Here is a 26,178-nt window from a genome sequence, read left to right on the forward strand (position 1 = left end):
TTTTTTGTCAGTCCCTAATCACATCATGACCGAATAATTCATAATTCATAATTATGTTACATCGGGGATTTAATTTTGAATTATGAATTAGGTTGATTGCAAATTACTACCCATCAGAAGGAGGAGCAGAATGTTTATTTGCGTCATTGCAGACTACGGTACAGGAGATCCGGCATTTACAGAAGTCACACAACGTTTACTGATAGCTTTTCCCCATGCCCAAATTCATTTGCTTTCGGTTCCAGCATTCAGTACATTGGCAACGGGATTCTGGATTGCCCAACTAGGGCTTAACCCTGGCCCTAGCGATCGCCTAATTTATCACAATTGCGCCCCTCGTCAGGATGATCCTGAAGCCCGTCGAGACAATGAAGGTGAAGGACTAACTTATGCTCTTTTATCCAATGGTGTAAAAGTAGTGGGTGTAAATGCAGGTTACACCCTCTCCTTTATCAAAGACCATACAAAGGAGTTGCGAGTGGTCAACGTTTCTCGTGGTGGTTCCCAGTTTCGCTCACGGGATGTGTTTCCTCCGGCGGCGGCTGCCATTATGAATGAAGATTTTAGCCTTCTGGGAGATAGCTTTAAGAGTGAGCAAATCCCAGATGTTCCACCGGATCGAATCGCTTGGATTGATGGCTACGGCAACATCAAAACTACTATTGGGGCGCATACACTCAACTTGGAGCCTCAAAGCAAGATCGTGATCCGAATTGGAGATGTGGTGAGTGATGCAGTGTATTCTGATGGCAGCTTCAAAGTGTCTGAAGGGACTTTAGCCTTTGCTCCTGGTAGTTCCGGTTGGTCAAGAGGCGATTCAGGAGAACCATTGCGCTTTTTAGAATTGTTTCTGCGAGGAGGGAGTGCTTGGGAACGTTTTGGTCGTCCCCGCGTGAATCAGCAAGTAACTCGAATTGCCTAATTTTAGATATAGCAGTTCCCACAAAGATAAGGTACAAAAAATAAATTCCTCTTTAAACTCTTTACTCTGTGCCCTCTGCGCCTCTGTGGTTCAAAAAATTATTTTAAACCACAGAGGCACAGAGAAGCCAGTGCGTTGGGCGGGTTCCCCGACTTGTTCGCTCTTAGCGTTCCCGCAGGGTAGCAACTGGCGCAGCGCTGAGAAAAAATCCTAAATTATCTTTTACAACAATCCCCGATAACGAATAAAAACCAAAATCACCGCCCACGACCCTAACGCGACTTTGACTGCAACCAGAATATTCAACAAGGGGACAATCCCCCCACTCAAAAGTGCGCCCATTTCCCCGTGCGGTAACTCCACTCCAGTCAGAGTTATAGCCGCCAGTACAATGAAAACAAGAACCGAAACCTTCTCCCATGTAGCGGCGTGGTAGCGCTGGTAAATCCCTTGCATCCACTCTGGTGATGAGGTAATGGCAATCAACCCGATCGCAGTTCCACCTGCGACTCCAGCCGCAAAACCACCGCCAGGGCTGAGATGCCCCCGAATCGCTAGTTCTATACTTACCAACGCGGAAATAGTTGCTCCCAAACGCGCCAGCACAATGGATGGTTTATCTGTGAAACTATAGATTGCACAGGACGGCTGTTCATTCGCTAGCAGAAAATTAACTCCCATAATTGCGATCGTAAATACCACCACCTCGAAGATAGTGTCATACAACCGATTCCTGAGAATGATCACTGTTACCGCATTGGGTATGCCACCATCTTTAACAATCGATTCAACAATAGAGAAATCCGGTACGACTGGCGCTGAATTTGGCAAGACGAGCATTTTTACAAACAGCGCTATCCCTGCTGCAATGTAGATCCATTTCATTTATGCTTCTCCCCTTCAGCTGGTGTACTTACATAACTCAGGATTGTCGCTGGTGATGCAAGTTCGGTTTGCATGATCTCATAGATGCGTTTTACCCTAATGGCGGTGTGATAAAATTGTTTTTCGTCCTCACTGGTTGCCTGGTCTTGTTCTCGTCTGACACAGGTCGCATGGACTTCTTTATCCATCAGCGCCCGTTGCAAAGCTTGGGTATTTGGGTAGGGAACAAGTTCTAGACGCATCTGGCGTTTACGAAAAATTGTGCGTAAGTCATCCATCAGTTGCCCAAAATGCTCTTCGTCATCTGCCTCGTCTTTGACCAAGCCAAGACGCATCACCAGGGATGAACGCACTGCCACCGCGTAAAGCGTAATTGCCAGCATAGTACCCACTAATGCTTCGGTTAAAGCAACATCTGGCGCTCCTAAAACCGCATATACCATTGCCGCCACCGCTCCCAATATGCCGCGAATTACCAGCGCATGGTATGGATTGACCTGAAATACCACCATACACGCAGCCAACGGCAACAGGGCGATGATGATATAGAGATAGCTATCATTCATAGTTACCCTCGCTACTAGAACAGTAAGCCAATACATACCCCAGCACTGTATTCCAGATGGCCAAGGAGATGAGAGCGAGGATAAGTAGCGGCCATTCGCTGGGTATCTTTAAGAGCAGCCCGATAATGATACTCATCGAGCCAAGGGTGTCTGCAACCGAAAGACTATGGAGTTTGAATAATAGCGATCGCTTGCCCAACAGAGGAAAGGTTCCCCAAAACCAGAAGAAAAGTCCTAAGCCTATGCATATATAACTGAAAAAGTCAATCATACTTCATTCATTCGTTTGATTACATGAGCCAGCAACATTAAGCCAGCATTTCCCACACTTAGGATGATGACCCCGACAACACCAATCATCCAATCATCACGGAAGACGGATACCACCAGGATCATGATTGAAGTTTTGGTGGCAAAACTGGCAAATGCAAGCATTTTTTGCCAAATATCATCATCTTGCCATGCCTCATACATGGGGATGAGCATTGCCAAAATCATGGCAATCAATACCAGATTCAGGATCATACTTTTCTCCTCCGTCGCACCCAATGTACTTCGTACCAGCCTGCTTCGTGGTATTTCAAAACAATGGTCTTTGGCGTAAAGGTAATTAGGAAGATATCTAGGAATACAAGCCCTGGTGTACGTCCTGGTTTAACTTGTTCCATCGTTATCTCTTCGTATTTATGGGGGCGGAGGATGAGTTGAAATGCTTCAATATACGCCTGCGGAATCGCCACCATAATTTCACCCAGCACACGCAGCCAATCTTTTAATGATTGTTTAGCTGTTTTACCACCCGGCAATAGAAGTGCGATGCTGATGCCAATGATGATATTCGCCACACTGAAATCGGCAGTGAGCAAAAACCAAATAGTCAGTCGCAATATTAGATTTAAATACCCAACCATGCAAATCCCTTCCAGAACAATAGGATTAAAATCAGACTCATGACACCGATCAAATGGTCAAATTGTTCAAGGACACGCGGCAGCTTGAGTACTGAATGTTTAAAAATTAGTAAATACGCCAACCATCCAATGCCGATAGTTGCGAGGGGTTTGATGATATTCTCAACGGTGTACGCCTCGTAATACGCAATATTAGCTAGAAATAGCCCACCGATTAACAGAATGATGGCTGCCCAGAAACCAGGCTTTACCTCACCTTTTCCCCCACGCGGCAGAAATATGAATTTGGCAAAGGATATTGCTGTTCCGAGGGCGGCAATATTCATAGCGATCGCTTGCCAAGGCAGCAAATTCTTTGTCGTCAATACCTTCGCCCCAAAGCCAGACAGCAAGGGAAAACCAGAGATCGAGAAGCTAGCTATAACTAAGGCAATCCAGATTGGGGTAGCGATCGCTTGATGTTGCAGTTCTTTGAAATTGCGACTCGGTAAAGCCCCCGCAATTAGAAAAAGCGCCGATTTAACCAATCCGTGTGTCAGCGCATAAAAACCACCCACGGCCGGCGCAGCGAGGATAAAGCCCAATTGCGAAACCGTGTGAAACGCTAGCATCCGCTTAGTATCTTTTTCAAAGACTGCATAAAACACTCCCAGAAGCGCCGTCCCAACTCCGAAGATTCTCACAATTGGGTCAATCTCTTCCACCATCAGCGCACACCGCACCAATGGATAAACACCAGCTTTTACCACAACTCCCGACAGCATCGCCGATACTGGCGTTTCCGATTCGGAGTGAGTCAAGGGCAACCATAATCCTGATACAAAAACTCCTCCTTTTGTCAATAGTCCCAAAAAAATCAGGGCAAGGGCCTCTGGGGGTGCTACGCGCAAACCTTCAAAACTAAAGGAATGATGCGCCTGATAGACCAACACCCCACCAACCAGATAAAAAAGCATTGCCACGTTGCTGATAAACAGATAGCGCAACCCAACCCAAATCGAGCGGTCAGTTCGGGGATAGCTAATCAACAGAAACGCAGCAATACCACTTACCTCTAACGCCACGTATAAGCTGATTAAATCTGAAGAAGCAAACGCGGCATTGATACTACCATGCAAAATGATCAGTTGTGCGTAAAAAAAAGCTGTTTTATCGCTGTGCCAACAGTAGAGGATGACTGCTGCTGTCACCAGCGCATTAGTTAAGATAAAGTAGCCGCTTAATTGATCGACTGTTAAAATAACACCAAAATTATCTAGTAACTGTAGTGTCAGTGACGATTGGGTGACAAATAGTTGCAACGCATATCCTGCGGAAGCCAAAGCTACAAACAGCGCGAGGTATTTGTCAAGTTTGGGGAGTAGATAAATGACGAACCCCAAAAACAACGGTAGTGCAATCCATGCGATCGTAATGTTACTCATGGCGTGTTATTCTTCTCGATTTCGTTGCTTTCCAAAGTCGGATTATCTCGTGCCAACTTCATAACGCCGACCAGCATTAACGCCTGAATCGAAAATCCGATCACAATCGCCGTCAATATGACCGCCTGGGGAACCGGGTCGGCGTATCTGACATTTTTGACGTTGGAAATAATTGGTGTGAATAAGCCATCTCGTGATGCAATCAGCACATAATAGGCGATAACCCCCGTACTCATGACATCCATAGAGATGATCTTCATAACGAGGTTCTTTTTAAGGATGATGCCGAAAAATCCGCAAAATATTGTTGCGAATATGCACGCTTCTAACACGGAAATTGCCTGTTGGATAAGGATTGAAGGTAAAAGAGAAAATAAAATTCGTCTCTCTTGTGTTTAAAGGTAAAAGTAACTAGTGGTCTGTCCCATTAGTTCTACGAACCGCAAAGGACGCAAAGAGCGCAAAGGAAGAAGAGAAATTGAAATTTGATTCACTTATTAGAATTAATGAGACAGACTACTAATACCATTTCTTTGTGAGGCTGCGCCAAACCCTTTTAACTTCTTTCTTTGTGTCCTTTGCGTCCTTTGCGGTTCGTTTCTCTTTCTTATTTCTTGTACTTCAATATGGTTTAGCGCATCTTCTATTCATACAGAATTGGTACAACACAGCATGGCGGAAATCAAGCTACTATTTTAAAACCTGCAAAAGCCTTGATATACAAAACTTTTGACTTTTGACTTCCGCCTTGCGACGCTAGCCTATTACATTGGCTTTCTCTAAAGATTCTTTTTCTTCTGGCGATTGTTTAAATGCAAACCGCAATAAAGGCGGTGCTAAGAAGGTTGTCAAAATCACCATAATAACGATCGCAGCTTGCAATGGTTTATCAAGAGTACCACTAGCTGCACCAATGGCGGCAAACACTAACCCAACTTCGCCACGGGGAATCATCCCCACACCAACGGCTAACCGATTAATTCCAGGTTGACCAAAAACCGCCCAACCTGTGACAACTTTACCGATAATTGCGATCGCAATTAAGAAGGTAGCAATAATTAATCCTTCTCGATTTCCTGGAACTAAAGGATTAAGAACGCCTAAATCAACTTTCGCGCCAACTGTCACAAAGAAAACTGGCACTAGCATATCAGCAACAGGTTTAACCTGCTCATCTAGCTCTTTGCGTTTATCCGTTTCATCCAAAACTAAACCAGCCGCAAATGCGCCTAAGATAGCTTCTAAATGAATGGCACTACCCAAAAAAGCCATGAAAAAGGCAAAGATAAATGCTGGAATAATTAAGTTGCCTCGCGTTTGCAATTTCTCAGCAATGGCAACAAAACTCTGATTGAAATATTTCCCTAATAAAATGGAGCCAATGAGAAAGACTGTAGCGCTGACAATTAAATAAATGACGTTGAAAATATCAACCTCACCAGTTTTAGCAAGACTTGCAACTACTGCCAATACAATGATGCCTAAAATGTCATCAATTACAGCTGCACCGACAATAATCTGACCTTCACGAGATTTCAACTGCCCAATTTCTGACAAAACTTTCGAGGTAATGCCAATACTAGTAGCTGTGAGCGCTGCACCTGCAAAAATCGCTGGAATTACTGGCGCATGAAACAATAAAATCAACCCCGCCGTACCAGCCGCAAAAGGAACAGCTACCCCAACACAAGCAACAATTGTTGCTTGATAACCAACTTTTTGTAATTCTTTTAAGTCTGATTCTAGACCAATTTCAAATAACAGAATGATCACACCTAGTTCAGCAAGCACAGAAACAACTTCGCTCTGGCTTTGAAAGATTGATGTGACTGCATCAGGACTGAGGTTATTAATGAATTGCAGGATAGTCATGATAATGGAGTCGCTACCAGCTGCTCCACTGTCGGGAAACACTACCAAATGGAGAGCAGAAGCACCCACAAGCACCCCACCAACTAATTCTCCTAATACAGGTGGCAAGTCCATCATTCTAAATAATTCACCACCAATTTTACTAGCCAGATAAATGACTACTAAACTTAGCAATACTCCAGTCAGCACAATAGGAGCATATTCCGCCTCATTAGTTGTTGCTAGTAAAGGAGACTGGAAAGCTCCGGTGAGAAAATTTAACCAGGTAAACGAATTAAGTATTGGTTCTGAAAAAATCATGTTTTTGCTTGTGTTTCTGATTCATTTTGGAGCCAATTAAAAATTGCAATCTATATTTTGTAATTCATAATACAATTACGAATTACGAATTACAACTTACGAATAGGTGTCAGTGTAAGTACCAACGCCAGGATTATTAGCATCAGTTGCATGAGGATTAACTAAAGCAACGGCTTGTTTAAGTGCATCTATACGATCTACAAACATGTAATGCTCTGGTACAAACCTCGAAATGCCAAACTTGTAGAGTTTGCCTGTCCGACAAAAGGAGCAATCTGCAAAATAATCAGAATCACGCCAATCCCAGACATAAACCCAGAAATCACGCTGTAAGGCATGAGGGTAATGTATTTACCCAACTTAAATATCCCAAAAAAGATTTGGTGGCGCGTCGTCTCGATTCAACAGCCCTCTGGCCCACAGAAAGTTCTCCCGTACAGTACCTCTGCTTCACAGATATAGATAATGCCCGCATAATCGGTAAAAAACTTGATTGCGACCTGATCCGCAATCTTCTCTGCCATCTCCCGATTTTCGGTGAGTACCTCGAACTTTACATTTGAATCGGTGTCGGCAGTGTTGGGTTTACCCGTAGAGCGCACGTTGCGACTGCCTTTACCGCCAGTATCCACCACCGTATAACCAGTCGCCCCGGCTTCATCAATGATCTTGGCGACCTTTTTCAGCAGAATCTTTTCCGTGACGATGACGAGCTTGTTGGCACGCTTGGACATGTTGGTTACTTCCTTAAATTATGTACATTGATCTACTTGGTCTGCCCGTTCAAGGGATATCTGACAGACCTCGACCCGTCTGGGATTAGCCGCCGATCGCCTGGGCGAGACCGATGAAGAACGGTATACACAAGCCGATCGCAACTGGCGTACCGACCGCTGTGGACGCGCCTATATAGGCGGAGGGATTAGCTGAAGGGATACCGGCTCGCAACGTAGGCGGCCCTGAGATGTCTGAACTAGAGGAAGCGATAATAGCCAGGATCACAACGCCGCCCATGCTGAATCCCGTGGCGTAGTGGGCAATCATGCCGAGACCGAAGGCGATTAGCCCATGCAAAAACGGTGCCACCACACTATACACAACGTACCATTGGGCTACCTTACGCAGTTCGCCAATTCTCGACCAAGCCTCCATCCCCATGACCAGCATCAAGATCGAAAGCAAGCCGCGAAAGGCGGGATCGTAGAAGCCTTTATAGACACTTTCCGGCCTGGTGAACAGGCCAAGAGCGAGACCTAACAACATTGCCGATAAGGCAGGGCCCCGGAGGCTTTCCTCGATAATTGGCCATATCTTGACCCGATTATCCGCAGCACCCTTCTGCTGACTGAGATACTCCTGCCGGCTGCTAGGATAATCTTTTTGATCGGGATAATCGCCAGCCGCAACGCGCTGCTGGCTGAAAGACTGCTGCCCAATAGAGTAGGCTGCTTCTTTATACTTCTTCTTGTTGATGTAAATGTTGGCTATAACAATCGCAGTTACGAGCGCTGGGATATCCATGAATGGATAGAGTGCGCCAGACCATGCCTCGTATGAAATTTTTTGTTCTTCCAGTAGCGTCAAGGCGGCTGCCATGGTAGAGCCACTCACGGCACCAAACAAACCCCCAGTCGCAATCGCATCCACGGTTTTGACCTTCGGCAGCTTGGCCAATGTATAGCGGGCGATGAATACAATCAGAATCCCTGATATTACAGCAAACGCTGCGGGTAACACCATATCCGCCAGGTTGGAATTGCGGATCGCAATACCACCGTTCAGACCAATTTTGGTGAGCAGCATGAAGACAATGATCGTACAAATCGCCTCTGGAATTACCAATTCGCTACCAAGGGCAGCAATGACCATCCCACCAATCAAAAAGCCTAGTGTTGGGGACTGCAATTGCTGAATGAAGTCCATTAGAAAAAGGGACAAAAAATCCACGAATACCTCCTTGCGCTTCCTCTGATGAGGAGTATTACAATAAATGAACTAAATGAACTTTAAAAAAGACTGATGTGCTTGACTCCTATAGCACAGGTGCTGCACAAGAACCTGTAGAGAGGGCTTACGGTCGTTGGCCCGGTTGGCTCAGAAATTAGGGTTGGTGTCCCACCAAATAAGGCTGCGAAAAAGCCGACGCAAACTGCACCATAAAGACCAGCTACAGGCCCAGCGCCGGAAGCAACACCGAATGCTAGCGCTAGAGGTAACGAAACGATCGCAGCAGTTAAACCACCGAATAAATCGCCTTGTAAGTTTCTAAAGTTGATCGTATTAGTCAATGACATACTGGGGCTTTGGTTACAAAAAATGCAAAATTTATTTTGCATTGTAAAAATTGCCAGCTACTTTGAGTACATTTCATGTTTTATTGCCATGAGAAATCACGCAAAGAAAACTTTAATTCTTTGCAAAGCAGCAGGCTATATTGCCTTTCTATATGGCGAGTCGCTAAATACGAATCTTCAATAGAGAAGGCTTAGGACAAAGATGGTTCAAAAATTTGACTAGAAAAGCTTACAAAAATTGCAATTTTTAGTTATTGTCAAGTTTAATGCGACTCAATAATAGCTTACAGCCTTATATGTCAATCTTGCTTATTTACAAGCTTCAATATTAAATAAATATTAAATTGCTTTCATAGATAAAAGGCTATGCTTGTTGACTAATCTTTGATTGCACTAATCAATACAATATGTAAATTTATATTAATTGTTATTGCAAAAACTTTTTGGTTAAGCAATCTGCCAACAAGCCCAAGACTGATACGCCTAGTGGTCTGTCCCATTAAATATGATAGGTAAATCACCTTTAATTTCTCTTCTTTAACTCTTAACTTCTCTGTGAAACGCTGCGCGAACGCGTTCTTTGCGTCCTTCTCTAACGAGACGCTGCGCGTAGCTTGCTTCTCCGTTGGAGTATGCGGTTCGTTCTCTTATCCCTCAAAATTAATGCGATGAATCACTAGTCATAATGCATCGCAAAGTATTCAAGAGTTGCTGTAAGTGACAAAGTGAACTACTCAGGTTAGCCCCTACTTCCATAATTTGGATGACTGATTTCATTAATATCAGTAAATGTCATTTTGTCAATACCTATGTGATAAGCTGTTTGTCATCTAGTTTTACCGAAAATTTGGGTCTAGAGCTTACGTGCTTATAGGTTCGTAGTAAAGACTTTAGTCCTGATTTTGGGGACTGAAGTCCCGACTACAAACTGCTTATTATCGGTGATTTGGGGACATTGTATAACTAGCGATCGCAGCCCCGGCGCTTGGGTCGATTTTGACCTGTTATCCTGGTACTGTTACTGTAACCATCAGTACTCCATGAACTATAAAAAATTTGCTTATATTATTATTGGAATTATGTTTTTTGTTGCATGGTAATTTAAGTAGATTTATTGGCGTTGCTGATTTAGATGTATAGAGCCAAATAAGTTGCTGACAGTGGTAGCGAACCTTGTCAAAGGCAGCAAAAAATTTTAATACACAAGTCAAATCAGGGAAAGGTCTTTTTCTTAAGTTGTTTGAGGGGATTTCCAAAAAATAGATTTGTAGAGACGTTGCAATGCAACGTCTCTACACACTTCACTAATAACCTTAACTAAACGGTAAGGTATAAGAGTTACAGAGAGTTCTTGCCTAAGTTATGGCAAGGTTTAAGTGAATTTAGCTGATTTCATTCAACGACTGTTACTGAAGCCCCTTCGTTTGATGGAGGGATACCGGGTAATTCAAGACAGTATCCGGCTCCATACACTGTCTTGATATAGCGGGGGTGGCGGGGATCTGGTTCTAGCTTGGTTCTCAAGTGGCGAATATGGACTCGAATCGTTTCTATGTCATCATCAGGATCGTAGCCCCAAACTTCTCTGAGGATTTCGCTAGGAGAAACTGTTTGACCGTGGCGTTGTAGTAAGCAGTGAAGTAGCTCAAATTCCAAGTGAGTCAATTTCACCGTGTCATTGAACCATATTGCCTCAAATCTTTCGGGAACGAGGGTCAATGATCCATAGTTCAGAATCTCACTATGCTTTGCGGCTTGGGGAATGCGGTCAGTACGTCGCAAAAGTGCCCGCACCCGTGCCAGCAGTTCTTCAACTTCAAAAGGCTTGGTGAGGTAGTCATCTGCGCCAGCATTAAAGCCTTCTACCTTGTCCTGAGTTTGGCTCAAAGCCGTCAACATTAACACGGGAATCTCAGAGGTGCGATCGTCGCGGCGCAGGCGTTGGCAAACTGTAAACCCATCCACTCTGGGCAACATTAAATCGAGCATGATCAAGTCTGGTTGAAGCTGGAGAGCCAGCGCTTGACCTTTGATGCCGTCTTCAGCTTGACTAACATCGTAGCCAGCCATTTCCAAGTTGACGGCAACTAGTTCTGAAATCGCTGGGTCATCGTCTATGACAAGAATCCTCGGCATTCTTAAAAATTATTACTACTTATTAAGGATAATTAACAACCTTTGATAGATACAAAGATTTTTGAAACGATTCTAAAAAAGTTTTTAAATCTTACATAAATATTAAGATTAAATGACTGTGAAATCAAGACTCAATTACACGAAATCTTATAGTCTATGATGTGTTATGCTCCCCCCTACAATCCGTCTTGGTTTTTACAAAACGGTGTGATGATGACTGTATACACTGCTTTGTGGGGAAAACGTCACTGGCAAAGTACTACTAAAGACCCAGAACCGTCTTATCACGAGAAAATTTTTGTTGGTGGCCAAGGTGTGCCAATTTTTGGCTTGGTTGCCATACCGGAAAATGCCCATAGCACGATTATCGGCACTTACGGCATTACTGGAGAGTTAAAAACAGAATGGTTTTTGAGGGTGCTAGGGCGTAAAGCTTATGCTCAAGGATACGCTGTTGTGTTGTTTGATTGGCGGGCCCACGGGAAAACTGCCGAATTGTCGCCGACTCTGACTTCTGATGGTTTGTACGAAGGGGAAGATTTTGTTCGCATCGCCGCCGCAGCTAAGGCAATGGGATGTCCTGGTAAATTTTGGTTTACAGGGTTTTCTTTGGGAGGGCAATTGGCACTATGGGCAGTGAAGGTGGCTGGTGAGGTGATTAGGGAATATGAAGATTTAGGACTAGAAGACAGCGATATTGGCGGTGGTATGGTGATTTGTCCTAGTTTGGATTCGGAGCGATCGCTATCTTATCTAGTTACAAAACCCTTTGGCAGATATTTGGAAGCGGGGATTGCCCAGAATTTAAAAAAACTAGCATGGCGAATTCATGATGCTCATCCTGGAAGCATTGACCCAGAAGCGATTGAACGGGCGAATAGTATTTGGGGTTTTGATAACGAACTGGTAATTAACCGATTAGGTTTTTCTTCTGTAGAAGCTTATTACCAAGCTAGTAGTGCTTTACAAATATTGCCGCAAATCTCAAAACCGACTTTGATTTTATATGCTGCTGATGACCCACTTTTTGACCCAGCTATCATACCGGAATTACAAGAAGCTTGCGATCGCAATTCCGCAATAGATTTATTGCTCACTCAGTACGGTGGTCATGTTGGCTATTTGAGCAGCAAAGAGTGCCAGCGTCAAGTACAAGACTCCGATCCTTGGTGGGCATGGAATCGGATTTTACAATGGTTGGAGCAACAGCGCAAAGGATAAGTACAGCAGTTTTCTTTTGCATAAGGTACAAAGTCACTGGTTTTGAGGCAGGAGGCAGAAGAATAATTTGATTTGTGAATCCTTGGTTCTGTACCTCATTTAGCTGCAAACTGCTGTAGCTCGGAGTGAATAATTATCAGTGGGATAAGACAGGGGCAAGGGAAAAAGAGTTTGAGCTTTCTTTACCTTTCTTCACACATTTTTCTTTCATTTAGATCGGCTTACTTAATACTAAGATTTTGTCATTGAAATGAAGTCGATGAAAAGACAAAAAGTCTTCATTAGAGCTAATAAATACTGGCTTAATATAAATTAATAAATGTTTCTAAAAAATCATTTGTCAATAAATCATGACATTAGTTTTAAAGATTATAGCTCTAACTTTTGCTTACTGATAGAAAAGTTGACTTGCTCCATAAAACCCCACTCCACAACGAGAGTTTCTAAGCCTTAATGTGTAAGAATAGCCCAAAAAACAGCACCAAACTTCTGTAGGATTTGCCCAAATTTCCGGTAATTATATCGGGATAGTAGGCTTATAAATTCTGGACAAAAAACTCCCATTGACTCTTTCAAAGGATAGGATTAACGTTGTGAGTAGTCCTTACAAGGGCACTATTTATGCATCAAAGAATCAAGAGGTATTTCCTATGATGATGATGATGACTGAAACCATGACTGCCGAAATGCAAGCTTGTATGGAAGTTTGTATGGACTGTCATAAAATGTGCATGGAAACCATGACTTACTGCATGGCCAAAGGTGGTATGCAGATGAACAAGGACATGATGAGCATGATGAGCATGATGCGCGATTGCTCTGAAATGTGCATGATGTGCATGAATATGATGATGAGTGGTTCTGAGTTCATGGAACGCACTTGTATGCTCTGCGCCGAAATGTGCGATCGCACTGCAATGGCGTGTGAGATGATGAGCGATGACATGAAAATGATGGAATGTGCTGCTGCTTGCCGTAAGTGTGCAGAGTATTGCAGAAGTATGCAGATGATGCCTGCTTAATTTCCCTAACTAGCAGAAGTTTCTCTGCAACCTAATATTCAAGCGCTCAGACTCTTTGGGGTCTGGGCGCTTGAAGTAAGATGATTTTGAATAATTTTCCACGTCCCATATATTTCTGCGTTCATTCCATCAAAATCAAGCGCAGAGGATCTAAACGCACATACCAAGGAAACGGTTGATCTTTCATCGTCACCCATTTTTCTTTGAAGACTTCAGCTTGCAGATGGTAATCTTGAGAATTCTTGCCAGCAGAATGTAGTTTGAGAAATAATGTCATTCGATGGGGCGTTTCACTTGTTCGCACTATCCAACAGGGAAAGGTATTCTCCTGTGATGAGTCATTGGTAAAAATGAACTGATGGGCACGAATACCGATGTGGGATAATTCGCTCGTGACTGGTTCAATGAGTTGAAGAGTACAACCCCAATCAATTGCTTCCACCTGTTGTGATGATTGGAAAATAGCGCGGGAGAAGTTTTTACATCCAGTAAGTTGAGCGACACTAACGGTAGCAGGATGCTGGAAAATATCGTATTTGCTGCCATGATGAACGGCTCTACCATGCTCCAATACCAATAGATTCGGACAAATCCGATAAGCTTCTTCCATATTATGGGTGACAAATAGAGTCACACCTTGGTAGTCTGCTAGAGTTTCAGTCATTTGCTGCTCTAATTGACTACGCAGATGGGTGTCAAGCGCCGAGAACGGCTCATCTAAAAGTAATGCTTCCGGTTGACTTGCTAATGCTCTTGCTAAGGCTACCCGTTGTTGTTGGCCTCCAGAAAGTTGGTGTGGATAGCGATCGCCTAATCCTTGCAACTGCATTGCTATAAGTTGCTCCTCTACCTGTACTCTAATACTTCCAGCAGATAGTTTTTTAGGCAAGCCGAAAGCAATATTTTGCGCCACACTCAAATGCGGAAATAGAGCATAATTCTGCACCAAAAAACCAATGCGGCGATCGCGGCTGGGTAAATTAATTCCTTGTTCTGAGTCAAACAAGACTCTGCCATTTAAAACTATGCGTCCACTAGAGGGCGTTTCTATCCCCGCAAGGCAGCGCAAAATCATACTTTTACCTGCACCAGAACCCCCCAATAATCCCAAGGGTTGCTCATCAGTAGTAAAAGCAACTTTTAAATCAAAGCTAGGAAGTATTTTTTCAATATTGACTAACAATCCACCAGATTCAAAGCTAGATTGCGGGCTATAAAAAATTTCTCCCCCTGCTCCCGTTCGGCTACGCTCACGGCAAGCCTGCCCCCCGCTCCCTGCCTCCTTCTTTTCCCTCAATTCTTGCCAGAAGTTGACTGCAATTATTCCAGATAGAGAAATCACCATAATTGCGATCGCCCAAAACCACGCCTCATTCATTGCTCCCGCTTCCACAGCAAAATAAATTGCCATTGGGATTGTCTGCGTTTGTCCGGGAATATTACCAGCTAGCATCAATGTTGCGCCGAATTCTCCCAAAGCACGCGCAAAAGCGAGCATTGTGGCGGCGACAATGCCAGGTAGTGCTAAGGGTAAACTGATGCGCCAAAAGATTGTAGTTTCGGTTGCACCAAGGGTTCTAGCTACTCGCAGTAAATTGCCATCTATTTGTTCAAAGGCTCCCAGTGCAGTTTTATACATTAATGGGAAAGAAACTACCGTAGCTGCGATCGCGGCCCCATACCAAGTAAAAACGATGCTGAAATCAAAAGTCTGCATGAGTTTCCCTACAGGGCCATTTTTGCCAAAAAATAGCAGCAGCAAAAAACCGACAACTGTAGGCGGTAAAATCAGTGGCGCAATAAAGATACCTTCAATCAACGATTTACCTTTGCCGCGATATCCCAGCATCCAGTAGGCAGCAGCAATACCTAAAAAGAAGGTGATAAATGTGGCAAGTAATGAAGTTTTGAGTGATATCCAAAGAGGCGATAAATCCAATGGCATAGTTGCGTAGGGAAAAAATTAGCTCAACTAATCCCTAATTTACCAACTTTAATCTTGAAAAGTTGGTAAAACTTCGTAAATTAGATTACAAACAATGAAGAAAATCCGAAAAACAAAATATTCATCTTGGAGAAACAGTTATGTTTTGACTAACCCAGCTAGCAGACGTATTTTTTGTTATGGAATCTAGAGCAAAGACAAAAACTCTGCTCTGAACAACCTAGACGTAAAAAGTATGATACTTGCGTAAGTCTTAAGAATAAATACCAAAAGGAGATTATTTATGTCTATCTACGGCACTTCTGGCAATGACACTCTAATCGGTACTGAATTAGCTGATATCTCCATTTTTGGTTATGCAGGCAACGATAATATTAATGGCAAAGGCGGAGACGACATCATCGATGCTGGAGAGGGAAATGATTTGGTTTCCGGCGGCAATGGTAAGGACACTATCCTGGGTCGCGGAGGCAAAGATACTCTCTACGGAGACGATGGCAATGATGTTATTTTTGGTGAAGCAGGCGATGACTTTATATGGGGTGGAGCAGGCACTGATATTTTACTTGGCGGAACAGGCAATGATACTTACCTGATTTCTGCACAAACAGGTGATACGGCTGACACTATTACTGAATATACTAACGAGGGAACTGATACCGTTCTATCCTATTCTAGCTACACTCTAGGGGCAAACCTGGAGAATTTAACATTGTTGTATGCCAATACTGCTTCCTCTGGCACCGGCAACAGCCTCAACAATAAGATTATAGGAAATGATTACTCAAACGTTCTGAGTGGTTTGGGAGGAAACGATAACCTTGAGGGCAAAGGCGGCAACGATTATATCTTCGGTGGTGATGGTGATGACAACCTACTTGGTGGGGCTGGTAATGATTTCCTCTATGGCGGAAAAGGTAATGACGCACTCTTCGGCGACGAAATCACCAATGGTAGCGGTACTCCTGGAGGTAATGACTACTTGAGCGGTGAAGATGGTAACGATCTGCTCTACGGAGGAGGTGGCAATGACACACTCATTGGTGGTACAGGCAATGATTTCCTCAATGGCTATGGCGGTAATAGCGGCGAAATCGACAGGTATACTGGCGGTACTGGGGCGGATACATTCAGCCTTGGTTTTAATGGATCTTTTAGCACCAACATTGATTATTTGGGCAGTGGATATGCCTTAATCACAGACTTCCAGCGATCGGAAGGTGACAAGATTAGGATTGGTGGTAGTATCAATAACTACAGTCTTACAAAAACCAACTTCAGTGGTGCGGCAGCTTTAGATACCCTCATCTACAGAAATGGTGATTTAATTGCTGTTGTGCAAGATACTATAAATGTATCTACCGCTTTAGACTTTATTGCCTAAGTGAATCTGACTTTTCACGTCATGTGCGCCAAATCTAACCCCCTAACGCCCTTCCCTAGTAAGGAAAGGAGAAAATCCAAAGCTTGTCTACTACAAGAATAGAGGTTTAAAGAGAAGCTTTCTAGATGGTGTGAAAAGTCAGATCCCCAACTTCTGGTAATAAGTCGGGGATATTAGCGATCGCTAATTTTCACAAATCAGATAAGATTCCATTAGGGCTACTGACTACAAACTTTCACTCAATAAAAGAGTTTCTGAATTAATCCAGTTTCGTGCTGTAGGCACTAAAACCATAAGCCAAGGTTTCTTTTAAAGCATCTGAGGGTTTAAGACTTCTGTTAATAGCATTAGCAAAAGGTACTGGAATTCCCTTAATAGTTTCCGGCAAAATTGCATATTCTGCCGTTGGTTCCACAATGTATTCTGGACACTTAGTTTGGATGCCAGCAGTCATTAACATTTCATTTATTTCAGCAGCAGAATATTGCTTGAGATAAACTGGATTTCTGACAAATGGGTTTAGCCTTCTGATAAAATTGTGGATAATATGAGAAGGACAAGCTTTGTTGTGGAAGGAATGATTAAAAACAAAAATTCCGCCAGGTTTTAGTACGCGAGATATGTCAGCTAACAAGCTTCTTAATTGTGCATCTGGTATGTGCATAAAGACACAGTTAGAAATTACTAAATCTATAGAATTATCTTCTAAAGGCAAAATTTCAGCAGAAGTGCAAATCAAGTTAAATTCAGCTTCCGGGAAAAAATTATATTCTTGTTTAACCTTGATTAACCGCCGCAATAAAGGTTCAGAAATATCAATACCATAATATTTTTCGCATCTCAGATTTTTCGCTTTCGAGAGATGTAAAGGTGCGCGGCCATAACCAGAGCCAATCTCTAGAATAGAACCAACAGATTTATTCAAAGGAAATTTATTCCAAGTACCTCCAGGCGTACCAGTTAGCAAAGTGTAATCTTGTTTTATGGGAGACGTATCTGCAAGTTTTTCAATTTTTTGGGAACCATAATATGTTTTACCAATTGCGTCCCATGTTTTTTTATGTTGAGTATTATTTAATTGTTCATAATCGCTAGGAAAATAAATACCATCTCGTAATTCAAAGTCATTTAAACTGAATTTTGTATTTGCTAATTGAGTCATTAGGATTATTCCTCATGAATAGTCAAGTCTGTTTTCTGTTATACTCTTAACTCAGCATTAACCGCAAGGCATTTTTACTGAACTGCATCCCAAAGAAAACCCCTATAGTAACAACCTGTCATCCGATCAGAACACAAGTTCGTATACATTAGTTGATGGACAGCAACAATCGGAGGCTGGGATGGTAGAAGGATCGCAACAAAAACGAGTGGTAGTTGTAGGCGCTGGTTGGGCTGGTTTAGGAGCAACCTACCATTTAGCTAAACAAGGCTATGATGTTACCCTTCTAGAAGCAGGCCCTTATCCGGGTGGATTGGTAGCAGGCTGGCAAACAGCTGCCGGAAAATCTGTTGAAGCTGGCATTCATGGCTTTTGGTATCCTTATAAAAATATTTTTTCCCTCATCAATCAATTAGAAATTAATCCTTTTACTACTTGGACTCGTTCTTCGCAATATTCGCCAGCAGGCTTGGAAGTTGAATCACCGATTTTTCAAGACTTACCACGACTCCCATCCCCACTAGGAACTTTTCTATATACTCAGTTTAAACGATTGCCACTAATTGACCGTCTGAGCGCCCTGCCTTTACTGTATGCTGTTGTTGATTTTGACAATTCTGATGATGCTTGGCGGCGCTATGACTTTGTAACTGCTAGAGAATTGTTCAAAAACTTTAATGTTTCTGCACGACTTTACCGCGAGGCTTTTGAACCAATGTTATTAGTCGGCTTGTTTGCCCCTGGTGAACAATGTTCGGCCGCAGCAACTTTAGGAATGCTTTACTTTTTTATTCTGGCTCATCAACCTGATTTTGATGTAGTTTGGTGTCGGGGAACTGTTGGAGAAAAGATATTTCGTCCTTGGGTAGAACAGATTGAAAAAGCTGGTGCGCGAGTGCTACCCAAGCGCCGAGTTACAGACTTAATTGTTGATAGCAATCATCGGGCGAAGGGTGTGGTTTGCGGTGATGAAGTAATTGAAGCAGATGCCGTGATTTTTGCAGTTGGGATCACGGGGATGAAGAAAATTGTCTCAACTAGCCTTAGTTTACAAAGTCATGAAGAATTCCGTAATTTGAGCAATTTAGGAGGGATTGATGTTTTAGCAACGCGGCTATGGTTTGACCGCAAAATTGATATTCCCCGTCCCTCTAATGCTTGTTTTGGATTCGACGCAAGTACAGGTTGGACGTTTTTTGATTTGAATGCCTTACATGATGAATATCGGGATCAGCCAGGAACGGTAATTGAAGCTGACTTTTATCACGCAAATCAGTTTCTCGGTTTGAGTGATGAGGAGATTTTAGCAATAGTTCAGGGTTATTTAGCAACTTGTGTACCGGCCTTTCGGGAGGCAAAGATCGTTGATAGTAGTGTAATTCGGCTATCTCAGGCGGTGACTCACTTTGCACCTGGTAGCTATCGTTATATGTTGCCTGCGAAGACAAGTTTTGAGAATGTGTTTATGAGCGGGGATTGGATTGTGAACCGTCATGGTTCTTGGTCACAAGAAAAGGCTTATGTTACTGGTTTGGAGGCGGCGAATTTGGTGGTGTCTTATTTGGGAGAAGGTCAGCCAGCCGAGATTTTAGCTGTAGAAGAGGATGAAGCACATATCCAAGTGGCGCGATCGCTCAACCAAACTCTACGTGACTTCGGTAAATCTATCCTACCTGACTTTTGGTTGCCGTAATCTTTAGGGGCACGAAGAGTTAGTCATTAATTGTAATCTAAATTCGGTAAGCTAAAGAAAGCTATGCTATACCATTCTTCTAATGTAAACCAAATCACATAAGCTTATGGAGCCAGACTCTTTACAAACCGAGGTGATTCTGACGCACCCGCGTGAGTCACTCGGTAAAGTGCAACTTGATTGGACACCCCAACCCGGAAACTATCTCGATTTTGAAGGTAAAACTTATGCGGTTTTAGAACGCCGCCATAAATACCAACTCAAAGCTGGACGCTACCGCTTACATAATATTGCTATTTACGTGCAGTCGGCTAAACGACCATCTGAAAAAAGTTTGGTAGGTGGACGCTGGGTAGTTGGCGATGCCACCTGTTCTTACAATGCTCATTCAGAACTCATTCGCTGTGCAGTCAACCCAGAGGGCCCTTGCGAGTCTTGCCGCTTTTATGAAAAGTTAGAAGTTAAGAGCTAGGAGAGACACGATTAATCGCGTCTGTACAGGAGTTAAGAGTTATTTTCCCTCAACTACCCGCACCAAAAACTTCTCCCACAGTTAAGCGGGTACCATTAACAAAATCCCATCCCGACTGGGGGCGTTTCCCAGCTAGCTGAACCTCTCGCAACAGCAACAAACCTTCCCCAGTTTGGACGATCGCTCCAATGCCTTTAGTAATGTTCACTACAACTCCCGGTTTGTCTGATACATTTGACAAATCAGGCAATTTAGGAATTAATTCTTGTAATCCTGGTGGGATGCGATCGCCTACAAAACTAAGAGGAGCCGAAGCGGTAATTTTCAACAAGTTGTTACGAAAGGTAGCCGTGCAGTTGGGGTAAAAGCCTCTAATTTGATTGTGTAATTGGATTGCGCTTTTTGACCAATCCAAACCATAATCTTCTTTTTGAATCAGAGGTGCATAAGTAGCTGCTAAATTATCTTGGGGAATTGGTTGAATTTCCTGGCGTTCCAACTTCAACAGAGTTTCCACCAACAAATCCCCACCGATCGCAGCTAGTCTTTCGGCTAAGTCTTGAGTATTATCCAGTAATCCGATGGGTGTAGTGGCTATTTCTAGCATTGGCCCGGTATCCATCCCCACATCCATTAACATGGTTGTGATCCCCGTTTCCTTCTCACCATTATACAAACACCACTGAATCGGCGCTGCACCCCGATATTTAGGTAAAATCGATCCATGCACATTAATACAGCCTAACTTTGGCATCTTTAAGATTTTTGACGATAAAATCTGTCCATAAGCGACAACAACAAATACATCTGCGTCTAATTCTTTGAGCTTGGCTAAAGTCTTAGTATCTTTTTTTACTTTTTCTGGCTGCCATACTGGTAAGCCTCGGGCAGTGGCGATCGCCTTTACAGGTGAAGGAGTAAGTTTATTTCCCCGTTCCCGGCGTTTATCTGGTTGAGTGACAACTGCCAACACGTCAAATTTTGAATGATTCAATAACTTTTCCAACGTGGGTACAGCAAACTGTGGTGTACCAAAAAATACAATTTTCATTAATAATTATTTGTTAATCGTAAGTCATTAGTTAATGGTAAATAATATCGGCTGTTTGGTGGTACAATATTTTCGTATCGAGTGAAACCAAAAGGCTGTTTGATTAACTTAAATAGTTAACTTGACAAGTGTAACAGCTAGTATAGGCTGCATTGCCTTTAGGAAACCCTCATCGTTTAGTGGTGTCTCGTTACGAGCCGCTAGAGCATCTACCAAGTTAGTTTTGTTGTGTTCCCGAACGTTTACCCCAAATTGGCATTAAATACAGTTGGGTTTGTAAAAAACTATTGCGTCTAGCTCTTTTGTAGTTTAGATTGCAATTTCTAAATTTGGGTTGCTGACAGCAGTATTTTCTGAGTATGATTTATTATGCGTCTGCTTCCCCAGCTTTTCAAATAACACCTCACGTTTACCATTGTGAGGGTTTGCGCTGTTATATTTAGTGTGTAACCTGACTTGTTGATTGTGTACTAGCTAAAACTAGTACGATCCCCAATAATTTAAGTTATCTCATTTTTTGTTGCCAGCGTTATCGCCTCAACTATAAATTGAATACCCCTTGACTAATATATCTTTTTGGTATTGTCGGGTATGTCAACAGCAGGATTATAGATCGTGTAGTAATTACTGAGTTATCAGCGTATTTACTATACTCGCATACTTTTGCCAAAAAACATTCAGTACCTGAGTAAGAAAAGGTGTAGACAATGATACTTAATTTTTGTAAAACTCAGCAAACTTTGAAGGAAATATCTCGTCAAAGTTTTTAGTTTCTTGTTATACATATAATTACTGCCTGCCCCATTGCTGCATAGGTATTGCTTCTCACATAGCAACCGCCCCTCTAGAGAGTCTACAAATGCTTAAACCCCTTTTGCTGTCAGGATGGTTCCGCGCGCAACCATTTCTCAATTACGTTGTCGTTGTGATACTGATCGCACCCTTGCTAGGGGCATCGGCTCACTCGTTCCCTGTAAAATCCGAAGTAGCTAAACTAACTTCGAAGACTGGAGATTCTGACTCTATATCAAAGGAAATAGCTGTAGTTGGGGAACCTGAGATAGCTGAAATATCGAAAACAGATCAAATCGGCTCTTTAACAGAAGAATTTGACTCTGTACCCACACAAAGTCCTGCTGTCCAGGAACCGCAAGTATTACCATCAGATAAAATCGAGTCTTTTGCTCAAGCAGATAATTATGGGTTAAACAACGATTTAACTGTTCCTGATACTTTGGCAGCAGTTGAACTTGCACCATTAACAGATGTTCCTGTTAGTCAGCTTAATTTAGTACAAAAACTCAAAGCTGCTAATATCAAGTCTTTGAAAGGACAAGAAAAATCTCTCTCTAGAGAAAAGTCTTTTACTAAATCATTGACAGCAACTCAAATAGCACCAATTCTTAGAGAGTCACAACCAACTACAGCAACAGAAATACCTGTTTCTGAACCACGTGATGAGTCTCAAGCAGAACAAATAGATCCCATAGGTAGTCCTCATCCTATTCCTTGGAAATGGATTACGGCGACTCAAGAAGCAATTGGTTCCAACGGTGGTTCTGGAGTTCGTCACTACCGTAGCGTACCCGTGGTTTCTCCAGATGGTAAATATGCTGTTTATAGTCGGGTGCAACTAGAAGTAAAACCCGAAATGTACAACAGCCGTGTTACCAGCGTTCTGTTTGTCCAAGATATGCACACGAAGAAGTTGTGGGTAATGGCTTCAACTACTCCAGTTAGCGATCCTTTATTAAAAGTAAAAGCTCTAAAGGGTTCTTCGTCAGAAGAGGTTAATCCAAACGGTCAAATTGGGGTATTAGTTCCGGTTAGCTGGTCGGAAAAAGGCGATCGCTTTTTAGCACGCAAGTTTGAAGGGATATTTAACACAGGCGATTCTACTGATAGTGCAGTGATTTGGGATCGGCAAAAAAATCACGCTAATATAGTTGCTCCTGCTAATGAGCAAGATGAGCATGAGAAAATTGCCGTCTTGTTAGGTTGGAGTAAAAAGCAACCGGATCATGTACTATTCCGTGCAGGTGAATTGGGTGATGAAAACTGGCCACTAATGCAAGTTGCTAATGATGGCAAGACTGTACCCACAACAGACGAAGATCAGCCGATTACTTTTGGTAAAAAGGTTACAGAGATTTGGGCAGGGCCACAAGTGGCTTACCGATAGTTTATAGAATAATTTATCTACTCCCGTTATCATCACCGATGGACAACGGGAGATTTTTTATTGGTACTTTCTATACTCAAAACTCCTATATTGACACCCACCCAAATATGTCAATGTCAATATAGGAGTTTATTTAATCTAAAACTTGGGACAACTCGTTACAATTGCAATAAAAATATTTAAGACTAAAACTATTAAAACTTATTTATCACCCCTTTCCCATTCAGGTATGGCACCTTTCACCCGGCGGATGGGCAAATTAGCAATTAAAGCTGTTGTTCGTTGGTTGCTTTCTAAGGAGAACTCCAAGCCCTCTGTCTCAATTTCGACATAGCGACAGACTACATCTAGGATTTCTTTCCGCATTTTTTCCAACGTTTGAGGATCTAAATCAGCGCGATCGTGAGCAATCACCAATTGCAGCCGACGTTTAACTTGAGTTCGACTGCTATCAGGGCCGCGAGAAAAAAGTTTTTCTAGAAGTTCAATCATTACGAATAGGTCTGGCGCGGAGACTAGAAAAGTAAGTTAAACAATCTTTGTCCACAACAACCTTCGTAGACGGGCGAAGATGCTGTCTTGGGATGAGTCGATCTCCAGAAATTCGACACTTTCCCCTTCTAATCTACGAGCAATGTTCTCAAAGGCTGTGGCGGCTAAAGAGGGATTTTCCGCTAACACTAAGGGTTCGCCGCGATTGGTAGATACAATAACACGCTCGTCGTCAGGGATTACCCCGATCAGGGGAATGGCGAGAAGTTCCTGAACATCTTGCACTGACATCATATCATTTGCCTGCACCATTGCGGGTCTGATGCGGTTAATTATTAAATGAACACGCTTGATACCTTGTGCTTCAAGTAACCCCACTACCCGATCGGCATCACGAACTGAGGAAATTTCTGGCGTGCTGACAACTAGCGCTTCTTTGGCAGGGCCGATCGCATTTTTAAACCCATTTTCAATACCGGCGGGGCTATCAATGATCACGTACTGATACTTTTGCGCTAGGGCATTGACCAGTAACTTCATCTGTTCCGGTGTGACTGCATCTTTGGAGCGATTTTGGGCTGCCGGTAGGAGTACAAGATTGGGTTGGCGTTTATCTTTCACCAAGGCTTGTTCTAAGCGACACTCTCTGGCCAAGACTTCCACCGCAGTATAGACAATGCGGTTCTCCAGCCCTAGCAGTAAATCCAAATTTCTCAGACCAAAATCCGCATCAACCAAGGCAACTTGACGACCCATTTTGGCTAAAGCCATGCCCAGATTTGCTGAAACTGTGGTTTTACCCACTCCTCCTTTACCGGAGGTAATCACTATAATGCGAGTCATGATAGAAATGCGGTCAATGAGGGTTCAGGAAATATAAAACCGTAAATTGCAGTATAAAGTATGAAGTATCGTATCAAGTATGAAGAAATATCTGATCTCCCTGATTCGGGCGAGGATGAATATTTTTTTATTGCGATGTCTTATGACAAGCCGATCCGCGTCTTTGCTCAGTCGTGTTAAATACACTTTGCTAGGGGAAAGGCATTAGAGTAGTGTATTCCATCTACATGAAAACCGCTATATTTCATCCTTCATATTCTTCATCTTTTAAGTAAATATTCAGGGCTACTGATTGCTCTTAGTAAATTGGTTTCTAGAAAAATCACTAGCCCTAGCGATGCGAATCCCTTGGGGCATAATATGTGCCACTTCTGGAGAAAATTGCGTCGGTAATTTTTCTGGTGCCCTAGCTACAGCATCTGCGATCCGCAATTGGGTAGGTTCCATTTGCAAAGCCATTATCAGACACTCACGATTGCCTCCAGCCCCAGCATGAGCAATTCCACGTAAACGACCCCAGATGATAATATCTCCATCTGCAATTACAATACCACCTGGGTTTACATCTCCCAAGATAATTACTGTACCAGGATGACGAATTTCTACTCCAGAGCGGACTGTTGTTTCTAGATAGAGGGCATCTGCCTGGGGTGTAGCTGTAGCTTCTGACCCTGTATTCAGGGAAGTTACAGGCTGCAATTGTTCTACAGAATACCCGGATGTGACGGCTGCGATCGCAGTTTGTCGGCGACTCGTTGATACAGAGATTAGTCGCAGTTGGACTTCAGTTAAAGCCTCGGCGAGTTCTTGAAGTTGCCTGGCATCTACTAGGCGGTCTTGTGCCATTAGATGTACGGGTGTATTTGCTATCCGGAAGCGATCGCCTGCATTCAAACGTTGCCTGATTTGTTGCCAAATATCAGACCAACTCAGTTCTGAAGCAGATACTTGAGATTCCGGGGGCAAAATTAATAACAGTCGTCCCTCCTTACTCCTTAACTGGACTTGAGTATTATCATTTACGCGATACCCTGATATTGCTGACTCATTGGGATTTGAATCAGTCAAGATAAAATCTGATGCGACATCAGTCTTAGACTCTACATCTGGGTTAGCAGGATTTGGCTCTACATCTGAGTTAGTAGGATTAGACTCTAAGTCTGGGTTAGCAGGATTAGACTCTAGATCCCCAACGATAGTATTTGATTTTAAATAAAGGAGGACGGATCTTAACTCCGCATCAGGGGGGATAGGATCTGACTCTACATCAGAAACAGTAGGATTTACCTCTACCTCCGAAAGGATAGAGTTTAATTCTGCATTAGGAAGTGCAGAATTTGACTTTAGATTGGGAATTGCAGAATCAGAAGTCATGCAGTACTAGCCAAAAGACAAGGGACA

At 42.9% G+C, this 26,178-nt stretch carries 24 protein-coding genes and 2 pseudogenes; 7 read left to right on the top strand and 19 right to left on the bottom strand.

The window, feature by feature from the left end:
• The first annotated feature begins 130 nt into the window (after nt 1-130).
• On the top strand, nt 131-922 hold the full coding sequence (locus GNF10_RS07640) for an S-adenosyl-l-methionine hydroxide adenosyltransferase family protein (RefSeq protein ID WP_185585620.1): 792 nt from the start codon (nt 131-133) through the stop codon (nt 920-922).
• Nucleotides 923-1,144: 222 nt separating this feature from the next.
• Here GNF10_RS07640 and GNF10_RS07645 read toward each other — a convergent pair whose 3' ends face one another.
• The 13 genes and pseudogenes from GNF10_RS07645 to GNF10_RS07705 all read right to left on the bottom strand — a co-directional run bounded on the left by GNF10_RS07645 (nt 1,145) and on the right by GNF10_RS07705 (nt 11,310).
• A complete protein-coding gene (locus tag GNF10_RS07645; RefSeq protein ID WP_185585621.1) occupies nt 1,145-1,807 on the bottom strand; it encodes a Na(+)/H(+) antiporter subunit B in 663 nt (220 codons plus the stop codon).
• Nucleotides 1,804-2,373, bottom strand: coding sequence for a DUF4040 domain-containing protein (locus GNF10_RS07650; protein WP_185585629.1), 570 nt, complete (start codon nt 2,371-2,373; stop codon nt 1,804-1,806). Before GNF10_RS07650 ends, GNF10_RS07645 begins: the two co-directional genes overlap by 4 nt.
• On the bottom strand, nt 2,366-2,644 hold the full coding sequence (locus GNF10_RS07655; RefSeq protein ID WP_185585622.1) for a monovalent cation/H(+) antiporter subunit G: 279 nt from the start codon (nt 2,642-2,644) through the stop codon (nt 2,366-2,368). The genes GNF10_RS07650 and GNF10_RS07655 overlap by 8 nt, the downstream gene beginning before the upstream one ends.
• Nucleotides 2,641-2,898: a hypothetical protein gene (locus GNF10_RS07660; RefSeq protein ID WP_185585623.1), complete on the bottom strand. Its 258-nt coding sequence runs from the start codon at nt 2,896-2,898 to the stop codon at nt 2,641-2,643. Before GNF10_RS07660 ends, GNF10_RS07655 begins: the two co-directional genes overlap by 4 nt.
• The gene (locus GNF10_RS07665) at nt 2,895-3,284 is read right to left on the bottom strand and encodes a Na+/H+ antiporter subunit E (RefSeq protein WP_185585624.1); all 390 of its coding nucleotides are present in this window, start codon (nt 3,282-3,284) and stop codon (nt 2,895-2,897) included. Before GNF10_RS07665 ends, GNF10_RS07660 begins: the two co-directional genes overlap by 4 nt.
• On the bottom strand, nt 3,269-4,708 hold the full coding sequence (locus GNF10_RS07670; protein ID WP_185585625.1) for a cation:proton antiporter: 1,440 nt from the start codon (nt 4,706-4,708) through the stop codon (nt 3,269-3,271). Before GNF10_RS07670 ends, GNF10_RS07665 begins: the two co-directional genes overlap by 16 nt.
• Complete coding sequence (locus tag GNF10_RS07675; protein WP_185585626.1) at nt 4,705-5,040, bottom strand: cation:proton antiporter subunit C; 336 nt, start codon at nt 5,038-5,040, stop codon at nt 4,705-4,707. Before GNF10_RS07675 ends, GNF10_RS07670 begins: the two co-directional genes overlap by 4 nt.
• Nucleotides 5,041-5,464: 424 nt before the next feature.
• Nucleotides 5,465-6,880, bottom strand: coding sequence for a cation:proton antiporter (locus GNF10_RS07680; protein WP_185585627.1), 1,416 nt, complete (start codon nt 6,878-6,880; stop codon nt 5,465-5,467).
• A 248-nt stretch (nt 6,881-7,128) separates the two neighbouring features.
• A pseudogene (locus GNF10_RS07685) lies at nt 7,129-7,263 on the bottom strand (SulP family inorganic anion transporter); the annotation flags it as partial.
• A gap of 18 nt (nt 7,264-7,281) precedes the next feature.
• The gene (locus tag GNF10_RS07690) at nt 7,282-7,614 is read right to left on the bottom strand and encodes a hypothetical protein (protein WP_109011849.1); all 333 of its coding nucleotides are present in this window, start codon (nt 7,612-7,614) and stop codon (nt 7,282-7,284) included.
• An 85-nt stretch (nt 7,615-7,699) separates the two neighbouring features.
• Nucleotides 7,700-8,827: a sodium-dependent bicarbonate transport family permease gene (locus GNF10_RS07695; RefSeq protein ID WP_185585628.1), complete on the bottom strand. Its 1,128-nt coding sequence runs from the start codon at nt 8,825-8,827 to the stop codon at nt 7,700-7,702.
• Nucleotides 8,828-8,952: 125 nt separating this feature from the next.
• Nucleotides 8,953-9,174: pseudogene (locus GNF10_RS07700) on the bottom strand (SulP family inorganic anion transporter); the annotation flags it as partial.
• 1,392 nt (nt 9,175-10,566) lie between these two features.
• Entirely contained in the window at nt 10,567-11,310 is a 744-nt protein-coding gene (locus tag GNF10_RS07705; RefSeq protein WP_094331110.1) for a response regulator transcription factor, read from the bottom strand.
• Nucleotides 11,311-11,466: 156 nt separating this feature from the next.
• Here GNF10_RS07705 and GNF10_RS07710 point away from each other — a divergent pair, with 156 nt between their 5' ends.
• Together GNF10_RS07710 and GNF10_RS07715 are read left to right on the top strand one after the other, a co-directional pair.
• On the top strand, nt 11,467-12,531 hold the full coding sequence (locus tag GNF10_RS07710; RefSeq protein ID WP_185581714.1) for a YheT family hydrolase: 1,065 nt from the start codon (nt 11,467-11,469) through the stop codon (nt 12,529-12,531).
• Between the two features lie 650 nt (nt 12,532-13,181).
• A complete protein-coding gene (locus tag GNF10_RS07715; protein WP_185581030.1) occupies nt 13,182-13,553 on the top strand; it encodes a four-helix bundle copper-binding protein in 372 nt (123 codons plus the stop codon).
• Nucleotides 13,554-13,674: 121 nt separating this feature from the next.
• On the opposite strand, the gene modB is transcribed toward GNF10_RS07715, so the two are convergent.
• Nucleotides 13,675-15,498 carry a molybdate ABC transporter permease subunit gene (gene modB, locus GNF10_RS07720; protein WP_185581029.1) on the bottom strand — a complete coding sequence of 608 codons (1,824 nt, stop codon included), beginning with the start codon at nt 15,496-15,498 and terminating at the stop codon, nt 13,675-13,677.
• A 283-nt stretch (nt 15,499-15,781) separates the two neighbouring features.
• On the opposite strand from modB, the gene GNF10_RS07725 reads away from it, so the two are divergent.
• The gene (locus tag GNF10_RS07725; protein WP_185581028.1) at nt 15,782-16,882 is read left to right on the top strand and encodes a calcium-binding protein; all 1,101 of its coding nucleotides are present in this window, start codon (nt 15,782-15,784) and stop codon (nt 16,880-16,882) included.
• A 259-nt stretch (nt 16,883-17,141) separates the two neighbouring features.
• On the opposite strand, the gene GNF10_RS07730 is transcribed toward GNF10_RS07725, so the two are convergent.
• Nucleotides 17,142-18,044 carry a class I SAM-dependent methyltransferase gene (locus GNF10_RS07730; protein ID WP_185581027.1) on the bottom strand — a complete coding sequence of 301 codons (903 nt, stop codon included), beginning with the start codon at nt 18,042-18,044 and terminating at the stop codon, nt 17,142-17,144.
• 181 nt (nt 18,045-18,225) lie between these two features.
• On the opposite strand from GNF10_RS07730, the gene GNF10_RS07735 reads away from it, so the two are divergent.
• Nucleotides 18,226-19,737, top strand: a complete 1,512-nt coding sequence (locus GNF10_RS07735; RefSeq protein ID WP_185581026.1) for an FAD-dependent oxidoreductase — start codon at nt 18,226-18,228, stop codon at nt 19,735-19,737.
• 106 nt (nt 19,738-19,843) lie between these two features.
• On the top strand, nt 19,844-20,209 hold the full coding sequence (locus GNF10_RS07740; RefSeq protein ID WP_179073908.1) for a DUF6464 family protein: 366 nt from the start codon (nt 19,844-19,846) through the stop codon (nt 20,207-20,209).
• 49 nt (nt 20,210-20,258) lie between these two features.
• Here the strand turns inward: GNF10_RS07740 and fmt are convergent, their stop codons facing one another.
• A complete protein-coding gene (gene fmt, locus GNF10_RS07745; RefSeq protein ID WP_185581025.1) occupies nt 20,259-21,260 on the bottom strand; it encodes a methionyl-tRNA formyltransferase in 1,002 nt (333 codons plus the stop codon).
• 859 nt (nt 21,261-22,119) lie between these two features.
• Here fmt and GNF10_RS07750 point away from each other — a divergent pair.
• Nucleotides 22,120-23,442 (top strand): hypothetical protein, encoded by a 1,323-nt coding sequence (locus tag GNF10_RS07750; protein WP_185581024.1) that lies wholly within the window; start codon nt 22,120-22,122, stop codon nt 23,440-23,442.
• Nucleotides 23,443-23,643: 201 nt separating this feature from the next.
• On the opposite strand, the gene minE is transcribed toward GNF10_RS07750, so the two are convergent.
• The 3 genes from minE to minC all read right to left on the bottom strand — a co-directional run bounded on the left by minE (nt 23,644) and on the right by minC (nt 26,151).
• A complete protein-coding gene (gene minE, locus GNF10_RS07755; protein ID WP_012410010.1) occupies nt 23,644-23,934 on the bottom strand; it encodes a cell division topological specificity factor MinE in 291 nt (96 codons plus the stop codon).
• A gap of 36 nt (nt 23,935-23,970) precedes the next feature.
• Nucleotides 23,971-24,777 (bottom strand): septum site-determining protein MinD, encoded by an 807-nt coding sequence (gene minD, locus GNF10_RS07760; protein WP_012410009.1) that lies wholly within the window; start codon nt 24,775-24,777, stop codon nt 23,971-23,973.
• Nucleotides 24,778-25,062: 285 nt separating this feature from the next.
• On the bottom strand, nt 25,063-26,151 hold the full coding sequence (gene minC, locus GNF10_RS07765; protein ID WP_185581023.1) for a septum site-determining protein MinC: 1,089 nt from the start codon (nt 26,149-26,151) through the stop codon (nt 25,063-25,065).
• Nucleotides 26,152-26,178: the final 27 nt, after the last annotated feature.

Origin of the sequence: Nostoc sp. UCD121 (assembly GCF_014222285.1) — a bacterium.
GTDB lineage: Bacteria > Cyanobacteriota > Cyanobacteriia > Cyanobacteriales > Nostocaceae > Nostoc.